This window comes from Xanthomonas sp. WHRI 1810A (assembly GCF_040202885.1).
In the GTDB taxonomy this organism is placed as follows: domain Bacteria; phylum Pseudomonadota; class Gammaproteobacteria; order Pseudomonadales; family Pseudomonadaceae; genus Aquipseudomonas.
Window position 1 is genome coordinate 178,000 of the sequence record NZ_JBEGED010000004.1, and the last position, 14,612, is coordinate 192,611.

Below are 14,612 nucleotides of genomic sequence, written 5' to 3' on the forward strand. Positions count from 1 at the left end.
CCTGAGGGAATTCGGCCAATTTCCACGATGCAAGTGTTCTCATCCATCCAGCGTTCGAGCGTCCGCTGTCATGCGCACACGCGATGTGAAAAAAGCGCGGTCGATTCAATGGAGGTTGCAGCGCAAGCATAGTTCAACAAATCGCCCGGTCCAGTGGCGATGCGCCATTTACCGGTATTCACGCAAAAAACCGATAAACAGCGTCAAACTCCCTGCAAATGACCATAAAGACGCGCGTACAACCCCCCATCTGCAATCAATTGGGAATGCCCGCCATCTTCCGCCACGCTGCCGCCGTCGAACACCAGCACACGATCGGCTTGCTTTACTGCGGACAGCCGGTGCGCAACGATCAGGGTCGTTCGCCCGCTGAGAAACTGCGCCAGGGCCTGATGCAGGTTGTATTCGGTAGCGGCGTCCAGCGCAGACGTGGCCTCATCGAGGATCACCACTTTCGGGTCGGACAACACCATGCGCGCAATGGCCAGCCGTTGGCGCTGGCCGCCGGACAAGCGCACGCCGGAACGGCCGACCACGCTGTCCAGGCCTTGCGGCAATTGGCGGATGGTGGCGTCCAGCTGAGCGATGTGAAGCGCCTGCCAGCAGGCGTCGTCGCCCCGCTCGCGGCCCATGGTCAGGTTGGCGCGGACCGTGTCGTTGAACAGCGCAGGATGTTGCAAGACCACCGCGACGTTTTCCCGCACGGCTTCCAGGCCGATGGCCTGCAGCGTAGCGCCGCCGTAACGAATGCTGCCGGCTTCGGCGGTGTATAAACCCAGCAGCAGCTGCACCAGAGTGCTCTTGCCGCCGCCGCTGGCGCCGACGATGGCCACCTTTTCACCCGGCGCGATCAACAGGTCCAGTTGATCGAGCACCGGTTCGTCGCCGTAGCCGAACCGCAGGCCGCGCACCTCGATGCCCACGGTCTTCTGGCCGGCGAACGGATCCGTGCCACCCGGGTACTGGGGCTCGTCCGCGCGGGACAGCAGCTCGTTGATACGGGTCAACGCGCCACCCGCTGCGTAGAACGCGTACTGCAGATTCAGCAGCTGCTCCACGGGCCCGATCATGAACCACAGGTAACTGAACACCGCGAGCATGTGCCCGATGGACAAGTCCGAGAACAGCACGGTGAGCATCGCCGCCGCACGAAAGATATCGATCCCGAACTGGAATAACAGCCCACTGGCCCGGTTGGACGCGTCGCTCTTCCATTGAGACGCCACGGCATAGTCACGCACCTCCTGCGCCCGCAACCCCAGACGACCGAGGAAGTAGCCCTGTCGATTGCCCGCCCGCACTTCCTGAATCGCATCCAGGGTTTCAGTCAGCGCCTGGGTGAAACGCGAGGTGCTGTCGTTCTCCAGTTTTTTGAGGGTTTTGACCCGCTTGCCCAACTGCACCGTGGCAAAAATCACCAGCGGGTTGAACAGCAGAATCAACAGCGCCAACTGCCAGTGCATCCACAGCAAAATGGCCGAAGTGCCGGCCAGCGTCAGGACGGCGACCAGGAATTTGCTCAGGGTTTCGCCGACGAACTTATCGACCGTGTCCAGATCGGTCACCAGATGCGCCGTCACCGTGCCGCTGCCCAGGCTTTCATATTCCCCCAGGGAAATGCGCTTGAGGCGGTCGATCAGACGCAGCCGAATCCGGTACACGATGTCCTTGGCCAGCCGGGCGAACAGCCGCGCCTGCAACACGTTGAACACCAGTGCCCCCACACGCAGGGTCAAGGTGAACAGCAGCATCAGACCGATATAGCCCGCCGCCTTGTGCAGGCTGTCGGGCAGGAACTGGTTCATGAAGGTGAGCGCGCGGTCGCCATGCCCGAGCAGCACTTCGTCCACCAACAGCGGCAGCAGCAACGGAATGGGCACCGAACACAGCACAGCCAGGGCGGCGACGATGTTGGCGATCCACAGCGACTTTCTATGATGCAGGGCCAGACGCCGGATTTCTGCCCAGCTCAGGCGATCAACAGGCGGTGACGGCTCGGCGGTTGGCGGGGCATTGAGCGGATCAGGCACTGGCGGCACGCTCCAGCCAACGGCTGAGCAAGGGCGACAATTGCTCCAGCGGTTGATAACCGTTGGTGAGCAGCGCCAGCTGGCCGTTGCGTTCGGCCAGCAGGGTCGGAAAGCCGGCAAGGCCCAGGTCCTGAACCCAACTGAAATCAGACGCCGTTGCGGCCTGTTGTTCAGCGCTGTCGAACGCCTCGGCGAACTCGATTCTCGGCAAGCCGGCGCGCTCCGCCAGCTCGGCCAGCACCGACCCCTGGGTCACGTCGCGGCCTTCGAGATAGAACGCCTGCTGAATCTCTTTCACCAATCGCCAGGCGATGTCCGGATCCAGGCTGCGGGCCGCGACCACGGCGCGGCAGGCAGGCTCGGTGTCGTAGACGAAGCCGTCCGGCAGCGCGCCGTCGAGCCGAAACGACTGGCCGGTGGTGTCTTTGACCGCCTGCCAGTGCTCGAGGATGTAGCGCCGGGTGGCCGGTTCCAGCGCGGCGCCGCTGCCGGTGCGCAAACCGCCTACCACCAGATGCAGCGGCAAACCCGCCACCCTCGCCTGCTCGACCAACGCGTCGGCGACCGGGGCAAACCCCCAGCACCACGAACACATTGGGTCCATCACGTAGAGCAGGCGGGTGCGCATCGGTCAGGCCTCGTTGGATGGGTTTTCGTGTTTGGCGTCGGCGTCCAGCGCCCGGTAGTTACGACCGATAGGATGGGGCTGGTTGCGCGCTTTCGCCAGTTCGATCTGCTTTTGCCGGTCGATGGCGCTGCGGCGGGTCTTCTCACTCAGCGTGTCCCAGCAATGAGGGCAACTGACGCCGGGGGTGTAATGCTCGCTGGCACGGTCTTCGACGCTGATCGGCGTGCGGCAGGCATGGCACTGGTCATAGTCGCCTTCGGTCAGGTCGTGGCGCACAGTCACGCGGTTGTCGAAGACAAAGCAGTCGCCACGCCACTGGGTCTCTTCCTGGGGCACTTGCTCCAGGTATTTGAGAATCCCGCCCTTGAGGTGATACACCTCTTCAAACCCCTCGCCGAGCATGTAGCTGGAGGCTTTTTCGCAACGAATACCCCCGGTGCAGAACATGGCCACCTTCTTGTGAACCGACGGGTCGAAGTGCGCTTTGATGTAGTCCGGGAACTCACGGAAGCTGGTGGTCTTGGGGTCGATAGCGCCTTCGAAGGTGCCGATGGACACCTCGTAGTCGTTGCGGGTGTCGATCAACAAGACTTCGGGATCGGCAATCAGCGCGTTCCAGTCTTTGGGATCAACGTAGGTGCCCACGGTTTTGTTCGGGTCCACGCCTTCAACACCCAGGGTCACGATCTCTTTCTTGAGCTTGACCTTGGTGCGATAGAAGGGCTGTTCGTCGCAGTAGGATTCCTTGTGATCGATATCGACCATGCGCGGGTCTTTTTTCAACCAGGCCATCAGCCCGTCGATGCCTTCACGGCTGCCGGAAACGGTGCCGTTGATGCCTTCGTCGGCGATCAGCAAGGTGCCTTTGACGCCATTGTCGACCATCGCCTGAAGCAGCGGCTCGCGCAGCGCGACGTAATCGGAAAGGGTGACGAATTTGTACAACGCCGCGACGACGACAGGGGCGGTTTGGGTCATGGTGCGTCTCCAGGTGGCGACCCTCGCAAAGGGCCTACCGGATAAAAATTCAGGTGATAGCGTGCCGACCGGGGCAACGCGGCGGGGATTCTAGCAAAAAGGCAGGGTGTTCAGACAGGAGGGTGATGGGTGGAACAGACAGGTAGGAGCGCGCTTGCCCGCGATGGCGTCGGTGCGTCCGATAAACATTCATCGGTCATCCGGCATCTTCGCGGGCAAGCGCGCTCCTGCATCATCACCGCCATTACCGCCGTTTACGCATGTCCACCCGCGCAAGTCGGTGAAGCCGGCACAAGGCCCTGCTTCGACCATTCTTCCGGGGTGTAGGTGTGCAACGCCAAGGCGTGGAACTCGCCCATCAGGCCGCCCAGAATGCCGTAGACCTTCTGGTGCCGCTTGACCGCATTGAGCCCCGCAAACTGGTCACTGACCAGAATCGCCTTGTAGTGAGTTTCCTCACCGCGACTGTGCATGTGGCTTTCGTTCAACACCTCAAGGTGCTGAGGCTGAAAGACCGTCAACGCCGATTCGATTCGCTGTTGCATGCTCATGGGGGGCTTCGCTGCTTATGGCTTTTTAGGTGCTGGAACTGCGGCAGGTTTGCCGGCAGGTGTCAGTTCAGCGGTCATGTCGGCCAACAGCTTGTTGACGACAGGCACTGCGCTTTCCAGTTTGCTCTGGGTCAACTGAGCCGATTGCTGAGTCAGCTCAGGCATCTTGGTCAGCACTTTCTTGCCCAGTGGCGACTCGTAGAACGCGACCAGATCTTTCAGCTCTTTTTCGGTGAAGCTTGCGGTGTAGAGCTTGACCATGTCCGGCTGCAGCTTGTTCCAGCCAATGGCCTGGTCCAGTGCGGCGTTGGCCTTGGCCTGGTAAGTCTCAAGCGTGGCTTGCTTGGCAGCAGGCGCTTTGGTCTCGGCAAAACGCTGAGCAAACATTTGCTGCACTTGCATGTAGACCGGTGTGCCCAACTTGTCGGCATGAGCCAGTTTGAGGAATGTCATAGCGCTGGCTTCGTGGCTGGCGGTATCGGCGAGAACCTGGCCGCTGGCACATACCAGAGCAACCGCAGCACAGATGGCACGAATACGGGTCATCGAGTTTCCTTTCTAACAAGCGAGGCAGAACCCCAAGACCGAACATTCTGCGCCCCTTTTTGCATTGCGCTCAACCCCCGACCCTACGAGTGGTTAATTCCGCTGCCGACGCCGATGCGTTTTCATCCCCCCTTGAGCAACATTTTGACGCACTATGTCGGTTCGCGTTCTTTTCGCGCAATAAGGCGGGAACCCGACCGGGTTCTCAGGGCCTAAACAGCGCCATCGACCTTGAGGAGACAGTCCAGTGAGCCGTACCGAAACCGACAGCATAGGTCCGATCGAAGTCCCCGAAGACGCTTACTGGGGAGCACAAACTCAACGCTCGTTGATCAATTTCGCCATTGGCCAGGAGCACATGCCGCTGCCCGTCCTGCACGCACTGGCCCTGATCAAGAAAGCTGCCGCCCGGGTCAACGACCGCAACGGCGACCTGCCCGCCGACATCGCCCGACTGATCGAACAGTCCGCCGACGAAGTGCTCAGTGGCAAACTCGACGACCAATTCCCCCTGGTGGTCTGGCAGACCGGCAGCGGCACCCAAAGCAACATGAACGCCAACGAAGTGATCGCCGGTCGCGCCAATGAGCTCGCGGGCCAGGGCCGAGGCGGCAAGAGCCCGGTCCACCCCAACGATCACGTCAACCGCTCGCAAAGCTCCAACGACTGCTTCCCCACCGCGATGCACATCGCCGCCGCCCAAGCGGTCAAGGAACAGCTGCTGCCTGCCATTACCGAGCTGTCGGCCGGTATCGCCGAACAATCCTCGCGCTACATGAAGCTGGTGAAAACCGGCCGCACGCACATGATGGACGCGACGCCGATCACCTTCGGCCAGGAGCTGTCAGCCTACGTGGCGCAACTCGATTACGCCGAAAAGGCCATCCGCGCCGCCCTGCCCGCCGTGTACGAACTGGCGCAAGGCGGGACCGCCGTGGGCACCGGCCTCAATTCCCCCCATGGCTTTGCTGAAGCGATCGCGGCCGAACTGGCGGCGCTCTCGGGCTTGCCATTCGTGACCGCGCCCAACAAGTTCGCCGCACTGGCCGGGCATGAGCCGCTGACTGCGTTGTCGGGCGCGCTGAAAACCCTGGCCGTGACCCTCATGAAAATCGCCAACGACCTGCGCTTGCTGGGATCGGGCCCGCGCGCCGGTCTGGCCGAAGTCAAGCTGCCGGCCAACGAGCCAGGCAGTTCGATCATGCCGGGCAAGGTCAACCCGACCCAGTGCGAAGCGCTGTCGATGCTGGCCTGTCAGGTCATGGGCAACGACGTCACCATCGGCTTCGCCGCCAGCCAGGGCCACCTGCAACTGAACGTCTACAAACCGGTGATCATCCACAACATCCTGCAGTCGATTCGTCTGCTGGGTGACGGCTGCCGCAACTTCAATGAGCACTGCATCGCCGGCATGGAGCCGGACGCGGAAAAAATGGCCGAGCACCTGGAGCGTGGTTTGATGCTGGTGACAGCCCTCAACCCGCACATCGGCTACGACAAGTCCGCGCAGATCGCCAAAAAGGCGTACAGCGAAGGCCTGACGTTGCGTGAAGCGGCGCTGGCGCTGGGCTTCCTGACCGATGAAGAGTTCGACAACTGGGTCCGCCCCGAGAAGATGTTAGAGGCGGGAAGCAATGGTTGATGCCATCAGCGGCGCCACCCCACTGGAAGGGTACGGCAAACGCATCTTGATGATTGTCGGCACGCCGAAAAGCATCAGCCTCTGCCACGCACTGGGCGAAGCGTATGCCCAGGGCGCGCGCAGCAAAGGCCATGTGGTGCGGATGCTCAAGCTTGAAGAAATGGAGTTCGATCCGGTGCTGCATGGCGGCTACGACTCAAGCCAGACCCTGGAGCACGATTTGCTCGAAGCCCAGCGCGAAATTCACTGGGCCGAGCACCTGGTGTTCGTGTACCCGGTCTGGTGGGGCGGCCTTCCGGCGGTCCTCAGCGGATTCATCGACCGGGTGTTCATGCCCGGCTTCGCGTTCAAGGCCCACGGTCGCAAGCACCCGTCCAACGAACTGCTGCGCGGCCGCACTGCAGAGCTGCTGGTGACCCTGGACACGCCGTCACGGTATTTCCGCTGGATCTACGGGGCTCCGGCGCATCATCAGATGACTCGCACGATCCTGGAGTTCTGCGGGATCAAGACCAAGCGTCTGACGGAGTTCGCGCCAGTGCGCACATCGACCGAGGAACAGCGTCAGCAGTGGATTCGGCAGGCAGAATCGCTGGGCAAGAAGTAACATCCACTTAACGCGGCATTTTTCGGGGAAGGTTATGTTAGGCAAACGTGAACAAGACGCCAGGGCAACCGTGCATTTCCGGGCTGATCGGGTATCGCTGGTCAACGGCTCGTATTTCTTCAGCACGCGGGAAAACACCCTCGAAGGCCCGTTCCCCAGCCGCAACGAAGCGGTCAAGGAAACCGAGGCCTACATCAAGCGCATGCAAGGCTACAACTCCGAGCAGTCCTCTGAACTGAACGGCTGACCGCGCCCCGGCCTGACAGGCGCGACGATCACAGGTGGTTGCGCTGATACGTCTGCTCGCCCATGGCTGCAATCTGCCCATCGATCAGGGCATCGAAGGGTGTGAGTAACGCCTGGAACGAAATGTCAGGCTCCAGCGTGTGCAGGGCGTGAACGATCGCTTCCAGCGTCGACAGCGCATCCGGCCCCGGCGCCTTGCGCAGGCGATAGCGTGAACCCGGAGCATCCTCCAGCGTCACCCTCGGCAGCGCCGCCAGCAGCGGATTAAGGTGCAGCAATTTGCGCGCCTTGCGCCATGTACCGTCCGGCACCACCAGCAAGACGGGCAACGACCCGGCGGTTGATGCGCTCAGCGGCGTTGCACCCTCCCCCGGAAACAACAGGCACGGCTGATAACCCGGCACGTGGATCAATTGCTCCAGTCCCTCGAACACCTCGCCCACCACCAACAGGGCATTGCGCAAACCCAGGGCCGCCAGCCGCGCGGTGTTCAGCGCGTGATTGACCTCGCTGGGGTGCTGCAGAATCAACACCCGCGTGCGGCTGTCGAGCATCGGGATCAGCGCGCACAGGCAGTGAAGTTCGGGTCGCAGGCAGCGTTCGCAGCGGGCACGGGCCATGGCGTCATTGCTCGTCAGAGTGGATTGAGTTGGGCCTTGAGCAGGTCACGGAAGGTCTGGATCAACGGCTCACGGCTGCGACCCCGGCGCAGGATCATGGAGAACGGCGCCTGATAACCGAACGTCGCCGGCAACAGCACCCGTAACTGACCCGAATCGACCCACGACTGCGCGTAATGCTCCGGCAGATAACCGATGTAGGCGCCGGACAGCACCAGAATCAGCTGCGCCTCCATGCTTTCCACCGTCGCCGCGCTGTGTTTGAAGCCGTGGCGCGCCAGCTCTGCCTGGCTCCAATAGCCACGCCCCACCATGCGCTGTTGAGTGATGACCGGCTCGGGGATGCGCCGTTCGTTGAACAACGGGTGGCGGCTGCTGCAATACAGCCAGTGCTGCTCGCGGTACAGCGGCTGGTACAACAAACCATTCATTCGGGTTGAAAACGAACCGATGGCCAGGTCCAGCCGGTTGTCGAGGACGCCGAGTTGCAGTTCGTACGGGCTCATGACGGACAGGTGCAGATGCACCGCCGGATGTTCCGCGCTGTAGGCGCCGATGACTTCGGCGAACGGCAGGGCCGGATCGCTGACGGTGGAGTCGAGCACCCCCAGGTTCAGCGTGCCACGCAGTTCGCCCTTGAGCGCGGCGGCGTACAGCTCGAAGCCTTCGAGTTCACCCAGAAGGCGCAGGGTTTCCTGATGGAACAGTTCGCCCTTGCTGGTCAGGCTGAAGCCGCCACGCCCGCGATGACACAGCACGATGCCCAAGGCTGCTTCCAGCTGACTCATGTAGGTGCTGATGGCCGAAGTCGACAGGTTGAGGTCTTGCTGCGCGCTGGCGAAACCCTGGTGCCGCACCACACAGACAAAGATGCGCAGCAGTTTCAAGTCGGGTAACGCACTGGCCATGGTCATACCGCAAATGTCTGAGACTGAGGAGAACTGTAGGAGCCAGCTTGTTGGCGAACCAGACAGCACGATGTGTCAGGCAAGACGCTTCGCGAACAAGTTCGCTCCTACAGCTAGCCGCGTTTTCGCGCAGCTTACCCGATACTTCAGAATTCTCTGAACTAAGTATTTTGCCTCAGCGATTGTTCCCCTCCCCCGCTCTTCGCAAAATCCGCCCATCGCTTTACACCCATCACGCAACCGATGAGGCAATCCCGTGGACAAGATTTTCCACCAACCACTGGGCGGCAACGAAATGCCGCGCTTCGCCGGCATCGCCACCATGATGCGCCTGCCACACCTGCAGACCGCCGAAGGGCTGGACGCCGCGTTCGTCGGCGTGCCGCTGGACATCGGCACTTCGCTGCGCGCCGGCACCCGGTTCGGCCCTCGGGAAATCCGTGCCGAATCGGTGATGATTCGCCCATACAACATGGCCACGGGCGCTGCGCCGTTCGACTCGTTGTCGGTGGCGGACATCGGCGATGTGGCCATTAATACCTTCAATTTGCTGGACGCCGTGCGCATCATCGAAGAAGCCTACGACGGGTTCCTCGAGCACGGCATCATTCCGCTGACCCTGGGCGGCGACCACACCATCACCCTGCCGATCCTGCGTGCGATCCACAAGAAGCACGGCAAGGTAGGGTTGGTGCATGTCGACGCCCACGCTGACGTCAACGATCACATGTTCGGCGAGAAAATCGCCCACGGCACCACGTTCCGGCGCGCGGTGGAAGAAGGCCTGCTGGACTGTGATCGCGTCGTGCAGATCGGGCTGCGCGCGCAGGGCTACACCGCCGAAGACTTCAACTGGAGCCGCAAACAGGGCTTCCGCGTGGTTCAGGCCGAAGAGTGCTGGCACAAATCCCTGGCCCCGCTGATGGCCGAAGTGCGCGAAAAAGTCGGGGGTGGTCCGGTGTACTTGAGCTTTGATATCGATGGCATCGACCCTGCCTGGGCACCGGGGACCGGCACACCGGAAATTGGCGGCCTGACGACGATTCAGGCGATTGAGATTATCCGTGGCTGCCAGGGGCTGGACCTGATCGGGTGCGATCTGGTCGAGGTCTCGCCGCCCTACGACACCACCGGCAACACCTCGTTGCTGGGGGCCAACCTGCTCTACGAAATGCTCTGTGTGCTGCCGGGCGTGGCGCATCGCTGATCTTCAGCGCCGTACTGTACAAGGGTGCTTCGAGCACCCTTTTTCACGCCTTGGAAAAAGTCCGTCATGGATACCCGCTCTGGCACCGAACTTCAGCTAGCCTGAAGCTAGAGCGGCTGATCAAGGTGTAAACGGGCGACTTATCAGGGAACGCTGAGTGCCTGGGCTGGCTCACATAACCCTCTGTATTCGGAAGTTGAGGTCACGCTCCACCACGTAAAAGCAGAGGCTTTCATGGACCGTCAACAGGTACATCAGCGTGTAATAGACGAGTTGGGACGAATACTCGTCGACAAGGACCCGATCAAGGACGATGCCCTCATGACCACACTGATCCTGGACAAGCAGGATTTCGATAAATTTTTCAGCGATTTACAGTCAGAATTCGGGATCGTTGTGCCCCAGCGTCTGCAATCCAAACTGTCGGACATCCCTGACAGCGACGATTACCGGGAGCTGACCCTGAAAGGTTTCGTGGACGTTATCGTTTCGGAAATGAGAGACCAGAGCGCACTCAAACGTTGATGCGTTCGATTACCGATTGAGAAGAGATTGAGCGAGTGCACGCTGCGAGCAGTACAGCGGCGTTATAGGGATAAGCGGGCTATCGAGCGATAGCGCCGCATGTCTTGGTGGCGAATGCCTGGTTTGCTGTTTCAGCGCCGCGGCTGGCGACGCTTGTCATCGTTGGTGCGCACGGGGATAGGTTGCAGTTTAGGCCGTTCGATCAGGCCAAGGGCAACGCCCACGTCGTGAAGCCATTCTTGCAGTTTGCTGTTCATGCTTGACGCCCCCTTCAGGGAAATTCTCCGCAACCAAACTCTGAGCCGCTTAACGCAGATCATAGTGCGTGATTGCACTTTACGCCTGCTACGGAGTGTCGCGGCAGATATTTTTTCCGGCCGCGACAATTCTGACCCTCCGAACAGCAAATCGACAGGTAGCACACGACCAACGGCATGGGCTCAGCCCGTCACAGCGGGCGTCAAGGCGACGCCCCCGGGAGCCTGACGGTGTGAGACGCAGCCTGAATACAGCGTCCCGCTCAGGAAACATTTTGTAAATCATGAGGGTCCCGTCTCGGCTGCTTCGCCACTCCTTCGCGTTTAGAGGATCAACGGTTATTCCTGCAACTGAGGCAGTCCATCTTCATCGGTCATGGCCCGCTCGAGTAAATCAGCCGGCAGCGATTTGCTGGCCCGAGCGCCCAGCAGCTTAAGCTGCTCGCTGCGGCTGACCAGATTGCCGCGCCCTTCGGTCAGCTTGTTTCGCGCCGCGCCGTAGGCTTTATCCAGCTGCTGCAGGCGGTTACCCACCTCGTCAAGGTCCTGGATGAACAGCACGAACTTGTCGTACAGCCACCCCGCTCGCTCGGCGATTTCCCGGGCGTTCTGGCTTTGCCGCTCCTGCTTCCACAAGCTGTCGATCACCCGCAGCGTCGCCAGCAACGTCGTGGGGCTGACAATGACGATGTTACGGTCGAACGCTTCTTGGAACATGTTCGGCTCAGCTTGCAGCGCTGCCGAAAACGCCGCCTCGATCGGCACGAACAGCAACACGAAATCCAGGCTGTGCAGCCCTTCCAGACGCTTGTAATCCTTGCCCGACAAGCCTTTCACGTGATTGCGCAGCGACAAGACATGCTGCTTGAGGGCTACTTGCGCGATCACATCGTCATCAGCAGACACGTATTGCTGATACGCCGTCAGGCTGACTTTTGCATCGACCACCACTTGCTTGTCGCCGGGCAGCATGATCAGCACATCCGGCTGGAACCGTTCGCCGTCAGGGCCTTTTAGATTGACCTGGGTCTGGTACTCGCGCCCCTTTTCCAGGCCGGCGTGCTCGAGCACCCGCTCCAGAATCAACTCGCCCCAGTTGCCTTGGGTCTTCTGGCCCTTGAGCGCACGGGTCAGGTTGGTCGCTTCATCGCTCAAGCGCTGGTTGAGTTGCTGCAGACGCTCCAGCTCCTTGCTCAGGGAGAACCGTTCACGCGCTTCCTGTTGATAACTCTCCTCCACCCGTTTTTCGAACGACTGGATGCGCTCTTTGAGCGGATTGAGCAACTGACCTAGTTGCTGCTGACTGGTCTCGGCAAAGCGTTGTTCGCGCTCATCGAAAATCTTGCTGGCCAGCTCCGCAAACTGGGCGCGCAACTCATCACGGGACCCCTGCAGATCGTCCAGCCGTTGCTGATGGCTTTCCTGCTGCTCACGCAACTCGGCATTCAACGAAGCGCACTGCGAGTCCAGTCGGCGTAATTCCGCTTCTTTATCCGCGCGTTCGTGACTCCAGGCCTCCACCGCGTGCCGAGCGTCATCATGCTGCTGGCGCAGCAACTCGACCTCTCTGCGCAACGCCGCCAGATCGGCCTGCTTGACCGCATTGGCCTGGCTCAGGTCACTGATTTCATCGCGGCTGGCGTCGAGCTGGGCATTAAGCCCTTCCTGCGCCATCTGTGCGTTACTCAAGCGCTCGTCCATCAACGCGGCGTCCGCGTGATGACGCGCCAGCTTTCGTTGCATATGCCACACCAGCGCCAGCAACGGCAGCGCCGCTACACCAAGACCCAGCAACAGGCTGGTCAGGTCCAAAGCCATACATTTTCCCCACGTGCCAATTCATGCTGGCGGCATTATGCGCAGAACGGGCCGGGGCGTCAGATTCCGATTAATGGTCCGGGATTGAATTCGAGGATGGAGCGCTTGCCATTAGAGGCGGGCTAAACACGCGTAAAGACTTGGGACAATCCACAGAAGCTGTGGATAACTCAGTGGACAACGCCCCGTGAACCTTCGCAAACGCAGGCAGAATGGGGCCTGCGTTCAAACTGACGATTTTTTCACCAGTAAAAAAAGCGATGGTTTTCATTGACTTAATAAATCACCACGTTAAATCAAGCTGTTAGCGACGCATGTGACAGTGAGATGGCAACTACCTGCGCTAATGTGCACAAGTCGAATTTCGGTTCACAAAATGATGGCCATCCAACGCCCCTGTCGAGCGCCTGATCCGTCGCGGACTCAGGAAAATCATGGCGCACAGCCGTAATGACGCGTACGGCCACAATGCACCCGCTTCGCTGAACACGCGCTGAATGTAACAATATTTGAAATGAGTGCTTCCATCGTCATGCCAACTGAGTTAGCATCGCCGCCGTTAGTACCAAGCTGAAAGTCAATTCTGGTCGAACAAATCCCCCAGCCAAGCTCATCCAACGATAGCGGGCTGAAAAAAGGGATCGACCACCTCGATGGTTTCCAGACATTACTCACAGACATGGCCTTCCCTACGACTGGAAGGATGTTCTTGAGATCCATGCCCTGCCAAAACCAGCCTGCAAATTGATCAGGATCTTCACCCCGAGCCTCGAACCTTCGCTCCTGTTGTGATGCCTGCCCTCCTAAGTACCTACCGGTCAGCCCAGCGCTACACGATAACTGCGCTTTAACTGGCTGCTTTTGTTCCAGACAGGTTCTTCGCCCTGCCCCTGACTCGCAATCGAGCGGTGGCCCGCGTTTTCTGGAACGTTTTAATTTTGCACGGCTCTATTCCGTGTCGTTTTAGGAACACCATCATCATGACTCACCAAATGCACACTCAGGATGCCATCCGCACCCTCACCAACGCCTTCGCACCAATGAACTGCCTGATCATGGCCGCTCGCAAAGGCTGCTTCAGCTTCACCATCGTCAACGAACACGGCATTGCGCGTCACAGCGAACGTTTGTACCCGGATCAGTACTCCAGCGCCGAGCCGCTGCAGGCCATTATCGACCGGACGCGTCAGGCCCTCACCGCCTGATACCATTCGTCGCGTAACACGATTGACACAACCAGGCCTCGCCCTTTAACGGCGGGGCTTTTTTGTGCCTGTTTTTCTTATGAAATTTGGTTCTGCGTCAGGAACGCCCGCTATATAGGGCGGCGAGATGAACAGGAAAGATCTTAAAAACAGCCCTTTACACTGCAAATATGACACTACACTTGAACTCAAGCGGCCTGCGCCGCTTCCGGTGAGCCCATCCGATTCACTGCTGCCAAGCGCCGGGCTCACCGGACCACCTACTTCCGAGGGTGTTATGGGCATCGCCGCCAGTGAATTGTGCCGATACGTGATCCGCCCGACGCTGATCTACCTCGGGCGCGACAATCCCAATGCCGAACTGTTCCTGGTGGGCGTTGCCGCCATCCAGTCTGCATTGGGTGCGGAACTGAACAGCCAGCGCGGTCATGGGCTTTACAGCATCACCGATACCCTGCACTGGCGCGTCTGGGACGAATATCTGGCCAAGGACCCTGACCTGGCGAGCCTGGTCCGGGGTCTGGCCAGCCAGCATGCCTTTCTGACCGGTCCCGATCTGGAGCTCACGGTCAACCTGCGCTACGCCACCGCCATTGCCTGGCTGATGGTCGAAGCCAGTCGGCTGCCACTGCCTGCCGAGCATGATTTGCTGGGCATGGCGCGAATTTGGCGCCAGATATTTCAGCCCCACGGACAGCTAAAAGATTTCACCACTGCCTGGCAAACCTCGGTCAGCCCCTTGTACCGAGCCGCATCGGCCATTTAGTGACTTGGCAGTTTCGCTGGAGATGGCGGCATTTTTTTGGGATTGTCCTACAAAAAGAGCTCTAAAGCGGGTGATCCA

The 14,612-nt window shown here is 60.2% G+C and carries 16 protein-coding genes; 7 read left to right on the top strand and 9 right to left on the bottom strand.

The window, feature by feature from the left end:
• Window positions 1-203 precede the first annotated feature (203 nt).
• The 5 genes from ABQX22_RS08600 to ABQX22_RS08620 all read right to left on the bottom strand — a co-directional run bounded on the left by ABQX22_RS08600 (window position 204) and on the right by ABQX22_RS08620 (window position 4,733).
• Window positions 204-2,030, bottom strand: coding sequence for an ABC transporter ATP-binding protein (locus ABQX22_RS08600; protein WP_349798456.1), 1,827 nt, complete (start codon window positions 2,028-2,030; stop codon window positions 204-206).
• Window positions 2,023-2,658 carry a DsbA family protein gene (locus tag ABQX22_RS08605; protein ID WP_349798458.1) on the bottom strand — a complete coding sequence of 212 codons (636 nt, stop codon included), beginning with the start codon at window positions 2,656-2,658 and terminating at the stop codon, window positions 2,023-2,025. Before ABQX22_RS08605 ends, ABQX22_RS08600 begins: the two co-directional genes overlap by 8 nt.
• A 3-nt stretch (window positions 2,659-2,661) precedes the next feature.
• Window positions 2,662-3,636 carry an oxygen-dependent tRNA uridine(34) hydroxylase TrhO gene (gene trhO, locus ABQX22_RS08610; protein WP_349798460.1) on the bottom strand — a complete coding sequence of 325 codons (975 nt, stop codon included), beginning with the start codon at window positions 3,634-3,636 and terminating at the stop codon, window positions 2,662-2,664.
• A gap of 254 nt (window positions 3,637-3,890) precedes the next feature.
• Entirely contained in the window at window positions 3,891-4,187 is a 297-nt protein-coding gene (locus ABQX22_RS08615; protein WP_349798462.1) for a BolA family protein, read from the bottom strand.
• A 15-nt stretch (window positions 4,188-4,202) separates the two neighbouring features.
• Complete coding sequence (locus ABQX22_RS08620; RefSeq protein ID WP_349798464.1) at window positions 4,203-4,733, bottom strand: DUF2059 domain-containing protein; 531 nt, start codon at window positions 4,731-4,733, stop codon at window positions 4,203-4,205.
• 247 nt (window positions 4,734-4,980) lie between these two features.
• Here ABQX22_RS08620 and ABQX22_RS08625 point away from each other — a divergent pair, with 247 nt between their 5' ends.
• From ABQX22_RS08625 to ABQX22_RS08635, 3 genes are read left to right on the top strand one after another with little or no spacing between them, the layout of a single operon-like run.
• Window positions 4,981-6,375, top strand: a complete 1,395-nt coding sequence (locus ABQX22_RS08625) for a class II fumarate hydratase (protein ID WP_349798466.1) — start codon at window positions 4,981-4,983, stop codon at window positions 6,373-6,375.
• Window positions 6,368-6,982, top strand: a complete 615-nt coding sequence (locus tag ABQX22_RS08630) for an NAD(P)H-dependent oxidoreductase (RefSeq protein WP_349798467.1) — start codon at window positions 6,368-6,370, stop codon at window positions 6,980-6,982. The genes ABQX22_RS08625 and ABQX22_RS08630 overlap by 8 nt, the downstream gene beginning before the upstream one ends.
• Window positions 6,983-7,016: 34 nt before the next feature.
• Window positions 7,017-7,229 carry a DUF6316 family protein gene (locus tag ABQX22_RS08635; protein WP_349798469.1) on the top strand — a complete coding sequence of 71 codons (213 nt, stop codon included), beginning with the start codon at window positions 7,017-7,019 and terminating at the stop codon, window positions 7,227-7,229.
• A gap of 28 nt (window positions 7,230-7,257) precedes the next feature.
• Here the strand turns inward: ABQX22_RS08635 and ABQX22_RS08640 are convergent, their stop codons facing one another.
• A complete protein-coding gene (locus ABQX22_RS08640; RefSeq protein WP_349798471.1) occupies window positions 7,258-7,848 on the bottom strand; it encodes a tRNA-uridine aminocarboxypropyltransferase in 591 nt (196 codons plus the stop codon).
• Window positions 7,849-7,862: 14 nt separating this feature from the next.
• Window positions 7,863-8,756, bottom strand: a complete 894-nt coding sequence (locus ABQX22_RS08645; RefSeq protein ID WP_349798473.1) for a LysR family transcriptional regulator — start codon at window positions 8,754-8,756, stop codon at window positions 7,863-7,865.
• 256 nt (window positions 8,757-9,012) lie between these two features.
• Here ABQX22_RS08645 and speB point away from each other — a divergent pair, with 256 nt between their 5' ends.
• Both speB and ABQX22_RS08655 read left to right on the top strand, forming a co-directional pair.
• Window positions 9,013-9,963, top strand: a complete 951-nt coding sequence (gene speB / locus ABQX22_RS08650; protein ID WP_349798475.1) for an agmatinase — start codon at window positions 9,013-9,015, stop codon at window positions 9,961-9,963.
• A gap of 234 nt (window positions 9,964-10,197) precedes the next feature.
• Window positions 10,198-10,488 (top strand): hypothetical protein, encoded by a 291-nt coding sequence (locus ABQX22_RS08655; protein WP_349798476.1) that lies wholly within the window; start codon window positions 10,198-10,200, stop codon window positions 10,486-10,488.
• Between the two features lie 131 nt (window positions 10,489-10,619).
• On the opposite strand, the gene ABQX22_RS08660 is transcribed toward ABQX22_RS08655, so the two are convergent.
• Together ABQX22_RS08660 and rmuC are read right to left on the bottom strand one after the other, a co-directional pair.
• Window positions 10,620-10,745 carry a PA1414 family protein gene (locus tag ABQX22_RS08660; RefSeq protein WP_349798478.1) on the bottom strand — a complete coding sequence of 42 codons (126 nt, stop codon included), beginning with the start codon at window positions 10,743-10,745 and terminating at the stop codon, window positions 10,620-10,622.
• 339 nt (window positions 10,746-11,084) lie between these two features.
• Window positions 11,085-12,563 carry a DNA recombination protein RmuC gene (gene rmuC / locus ABQX22_RS08665; protein ID WP_349798480.1) on the bottom strand — a complete coding sequence of 493 codons (1,479 nt, stop codon included), beginning with the start codon at window positions 12,561-12,563 and terminating at the stop codon, window positions 11,085-11,087.
• Window positions 12,564-13,543: 980 nt separating this feature from the next.
• Between rmuC and ABQX22_RS08670 the strand changes: the two genes are divergently transcribed.
• Together ABQX22_RS08670 and ABQX22_RS08675 are read left to right on the top strand one after the other, a co-directional pair.
• Window positions 13,544-13,768: a hypothetical protein gene (locus ABQX22_RS08670; RefSeq protein ID WP_349798481.1), complete on the top strand. Its 225-nt coding sequence runs from the start codon at window positions 13,544-13,546 to the stop codon at window positions 13,766-13,768.
• Window positions 13,769-14,045: 277 nt separating this feature from the next.
• Complete coding sequence (locus ABQX22_RS08675) at window positions 14,046-14,534, top strand: hypothetical protein (protein WP_349798483.1); 489 nt, start codon at window positions 14,046-14,048, stop codon at window positions 14,532-14,534.
• Window positions 14,535-14,612 lie beyond the last annotated feature (78 nt).

What these genes read in the sequence shown, in the direction of transcription:
- rmuC (WP_349798480.1), bottom strand. Translation starts at nt 12,563, where the DNA reads ATGGCTTTGGACCTGACCAGCCTGTTGCTGGGTCTTGGTGTAGCGGCG.
- ABQX22_RS08670 (WP_349798481.1), top strand. Translation starts at nt 13,544, where the DNA reads ATGACTCACCAAATGCACACTCAGGATGCCATCCGCACCCTCACCAAC.
- ABQX22_RS08620 (WP_349798464.1), bottom strand. Translation starts at nt 4,733, where the DNA reads ATGACCCGTATTCGTGCCATCTGTGCTGCGGTTGCTCTGGTATGTGCC.
- ABQX22_RS08660 (WP_349798478.1), bottom strand. Translation starts at nt 10,745, where the DNA reads ATGAACAGCAAACTGCAAGAATGGCTTCACGACGTGGGCGTTGCCCTT.
- ABQX22_RS08605 (WP_349798458.1), bottom strand. Translation starts at nt 2,658, where the DNA reads ATGCGCACCCGCCTGCTCTACGTGATGGACCCAATGTGTTCGTGGTGC.
- ABQX22_RS08645 (WP_349798473.1), bottom strand. Translation starts at nt 8,756, where the DNA reads ATGGCCAGTGCGTTACCCGACTTGAAACTGCTGCGCATCTTTGTCTGT.
- ABQX22_RS08655 (WP_349798476.1), top strand. Translation starts at nt 10,198, where the DNA reads ATGGACCGTCAACAGGTACATCAGCGTGTAATAGACGAGTTGGGACGA.
- ABQX22_RS08630 (WP_349798467.1), top strand. Translation starts at nt 6,368, where the DNA reads ATGGTTGATGCCATCAGCGGCGCCACCCCACTGGAAGGGTACGGCAAA.
- trhO (WP_349798460.1), bottom strand. Translation starts at nt 3,636, where the DNA reads ATGACCCAAACCGCCCCTGTCGTCGTCGCGGCGTTGTACAAATTCGTC.
- ABQX22_RS08675 (WP_349798483.1), top strand. Translation starts at nt 14,046, where the DNA reads ATGGGCATCGCCGCCAGTGAATTGTGCCGATACGTGATCCGCCCGACG.
- ABQX22_RS08615 (WP_349798462.1), bottom strand. Translation starts at nt 4,187, where the DNA reads ATGAGCATGCAACAGCGAATCGAATCGGCGTTGACGGTCTTTCAGCCT.
- ABQX22_RS08635 (WP_349798469.1), top strand. Translation starts at nt 7,017, where the DNA reads ATGTTAGGCAAACGTGAACAAGACGCCAGGGCAACCGTGCATTTCCGG.
- ABQX22_RS08640 (WP_349798471.1), bottom strand. Translation starts at nt 7,848, where the DNA reads ATGGCCCGTGCCCGCTGCGAACGCTGCCTGCGACCCGAACTTCACTGC.